Source organism: Pseudomonas sp. P4_C3 (genome assembly GCF_056402075.1).
Genome location: NZ_JBFUIC010000415.1, coordinates 1 through 3,101, shown reverse-complemented (window position 1 = coordinate 3,101; position 3,101 = coordinate 1). Strand labels below are relative to the sequence as shown.

The following is a 3,101-nucleotide window of genomic DNA, read 5'->3' as shown; positions in this document are numbered from 1 at the left end:
GTATTACGTCAGGTAATATCAATCTAAGACCGCCGATATTGACTTAATAAAGACCGCAGGTAATACTTTTATGCGTGCACAGCGAAAGAGGTCCTGTATGCAGCGCATACCACTCAAAGATTTTGTGACCAAAGTTGGTCAGCTAAAAGCGGCGTCAGCGCTTCGTATGAGCCAGGGCGGCATCAGCAAAGCCTTGAAGGCAGGGCGTGAGGTTTATGTGACCGTGTTCGATGACGGCCGCTTCGAGGCGGAAGAGGTGAAGCCCTTTCCCGGCCAACCCCAGCGCTTCACAGGCTAACCAACACATTATCTAGCGCTCCATTGAAGCCAGATTAGGAGACAGCAGTTCATATGGAAACGTCCAGTCCAAGACACAGCATTCAAACCCGGGATCAGGTGCTAGTCGCGCATGCGGCAAATCAGATCGCGCGCACCAACCTGAGTCAGGACGATTTCGCCCAGGCGCTGAGCCGGGAAATTTACGTAATCGTCCCTGCCGCGAAGATTGAATTAGCGAAGGTTCCTGATTTTGATGAGTTGGCGCGGCTGAACGATGTCAGCGAGTTCGTGAAGGCAACCGGTCGCTGGCTCAAGCGCGTTCAACGCTGGCTGTCGGGCGAGCAGGAAATGCCATCTTGGCTGGAAGAGTCGTGGGTGAATGCACTCGAGCCTGAGTTCCGTGATCACTGCGTGAATGAACTGGCCAGCCGTCACGGTTTGATTGGTGCCCGCCAGATGGCGACCGAACAATGCGGGAACAAAAGCTTCAGCGCATTGATCCGCGCCTTGGGGGATGTGATCGACACGGGAAGCGAAGTTTTCGACGATCAGGTGATGAGCGAAAAGGACATGCCGCACCTACCAGCGTTCGCCAAGGAATGTCGACAAGTTGAAGCAAGGGCAGGGGAGCTTGGTCGGAAAGCCGAGGAGATGATTGAAAAGTCTCGCCCAGCGTTGAAGTCGATCGCCTGAGTTATAGACACAAAAAAGCCGACGGAGAAGGTCGGCTGATTCGCAAAACTAGAGAGCGATGATTATGCACARCCACATTGCCCCAAGCAATACCCTCGATGTCGTGACACGTTTCGGTCAATCGCAAAACATCTCATGCCTCACCATGTCGCCACACGATATTGCCGAGCTGATAGGCAGTTCGCATGACAATGTCCGGAAGACAGTCCGAGCGCTGGCTACCAAGGGAGTCGCGTCCTCAAATGACACCCCCTACAAAGTAAAAGCCCTGAAGCATGATCCGGAAGCCAGCATCCAGCGAGCTGCATTCGACCCAATGGTCTCCCCGAAAGTCCTTGTTCGCCTTGCTGAGCTTCTGCAGGAGACCATGTAATGGCCGGCGATTGGATCAAATTCGAACTCACTACCCTAGATAAGCCAGAGGTCTGCCAGATCGCTGACCTAGCCGACATCGATCCGGACGCGGTAGTGGGCAAGTTGATGCGGGTATGGGGTTGGTTCGACCAGCAGACGGAGAGCGGTAACGCTCCGAGCGTTAGCAAGAAGTTACTTGATCGGCTGGTGGGCGTTATCGGTTTTTGCGAGCACATGAAGTCCGTGGCATGGATGCAAGAAGTGGATGGCGTAATCAGCCTCCCGCATTTCGAGCGTCATAACGGGAAAACCGCCAAAAACAGGCTTCTCACTGCCAAAAGGGTAGCCAACCACAAAGCAGCTAACGCCAAAGGTAACGTTCCAAGCGTTAGCAATGCGTTACCTAAAGAAGATGTAGAGAAGAATAAAGATCAACACAACACTCTGGGCGCGAGCGATCGTTCGGCGGCAGTCGAGATGTCGCTTGAGTGGGGGCCTGATCAACAGCTCTTGCAGGCTTACGCGCTACGGATGGCCCTACCGTTAACTACGTTCACCGCGGAGGCCACAGCTGCTTTCGTTTGCCATTACACCGCCAGTGGTCGTTTCGAGACGCAAGCAGCCTGGGTCAGCCTGCTCGTGAAGTGGATCAAGCGCGATGTTGCCAAAACGGCCAGTTCAAACATTCGGCAATTTCCCGTGAAGCAGGTCAACGGCCCAGATTTCGACGACACGACCTGGTCTGATGACCTTGGTGATTTGTGATGACCCAAGCCAAAAGCGTGCCTCAGAGCGCCAACCGACTGCTGAGCGAGATGAGCAACCTGCCGCCCGTGACGCTGGAGCCGCGGAAACAATTGCTGCCCGGTACCGCTGATGTCGTTAACGCGCTGTTCAAGGAATTACAGGCGATCTTCCCCGCGTGGAAGCAAGCTTGGCCCGATGATGAAGCCCTACGCGCTGCAAAACGCAGCTGGGTCAAGGCTTTCGTCGCCGCCGAGATCAATACTCTTGAGCAGATTCGGTACGGCTTGCAGAACTGCCGACAGCACGGCAGCGATTTCGCGCCGAGCGTCGGTAAGTTTGTGAAGTGGTGTCAGCCAACTCCTGAAATGCTGGGCATTCCTTCGCACGGTAAGGCCTTTCGTGAAGCTCTGCTCAATTTGGACCCGAGCCGAGCATTTTCCCGTGAGTGGTCGCACCCGGCGGTACGTCATGCCGCCCTTCAATGCGAGATGCATAACCTAAACAGCCTGGTGTCCGAGAAGGCCAGCAAGGTCTTTGATCGCGCCTATGACATCACCATCCGGATGTTGGTCAGCCGACAGCCGCTCGAAGACATCGCCATTGGCATCGGCCACGACTCGCAAAAGCTCGAAACGCAACTTGCGGAAGAGTACGGCGAGGCGCGGTTGTTGATGACCATGTCGCAACAGTCGATCCCGCTTGACGGCAAAGTCGCCCGTGCACAGTTGCTGGCTCGTTTTGCCAATGGCCCGGGAAAGCGCGAGCAGCAACAAGCCTCGCTTCCAGGTACCTGCTTGAACTCCCTCCCTGATCCAATCCATCCCACAGGTGGCTTCTGATGAATGCAGCCAAGCAACAAAACATGCTCGCCGGGCAATCTTCACTTGCCCGCAAGGTGTTCCAGGTCGTGCCAATCCAGGAGCGTTGGAGTGCCCACGACATTTTCAATTCGTTGATGGTTTCCGAAGCCACAGGGGCCCAGTTCCCGGCTGTCCGGCGCGGCTTAGGTGAGTTGAAGGAGGCAGGTC

The 3,101-nt window shown here is 55.4% G+C and carries 4 protein-coding genes and 1 pseudogene; all 5 read left to right on the top strand.

Going from position 1 to position 3,101, the window contains the following annotated elements; all coding sequences use genetic code 11:
• The first annotated feature begins 97 nt into the window (after positions 1–97).
• Complete coding sequence (locus tag AC1DVH_RS28665) at positions 98–298, top strand: Cro/CI family transcriptional regulator (protein ID WP_108217324.1); 201 nt, start codon at positions 98–100, stop codon at positions 296–298.
• Positions 299–351: 53 nt separating this feature from the next.
• Positions 352–972 carry a hypothetical protein gene (locus tag AC1DVH_RS28660; protein WP_108217325.1) on the top strand — a complete coding sequence of 207 codons (621 nt, stop codon included), beginning with the start codon at positions 352–354 and terminating at the stop codon, positions 970–972.
• A 372-nt stretch (positions 973–1,344) separates the two neighbouring features.
• On the top strand, positions 1,345–2,091 hold the full coding sequence (locus AC1DVH_RS28655) for a DnaT-like ssDNA-binding domain-containing protein (RefSeq protein WP_477756619.1): 747 nt from the start codon (positions 1,345–1,347) through the stop codon (positions 2,089–2,091).
• Positions 2,091–2,912: a replication protein P gene (locus tag AC1DVH_RS28650; protein WP_477756618.1), complete on the top strand. Its 822-nt coding sequence runs from the start codon at positions 2,091–2,093 to the stop codon at positions 2,910–2,912. The genes AC1DVH_RS28655 and AC1DVH_RS28650 overlap by 1 nt, the downstream gene beginning before the upstream one ends.
• A pseudogene (locus tag AC1DVH_RS28645) lies at positions 2,912–3,101 on the top strand (hypothetical protein); the annotation flags it as partial. The gene AC1DVH_RS28650 and the pseudogene AC1DVH_RS28645, both read left to right, overlap by 1 nt.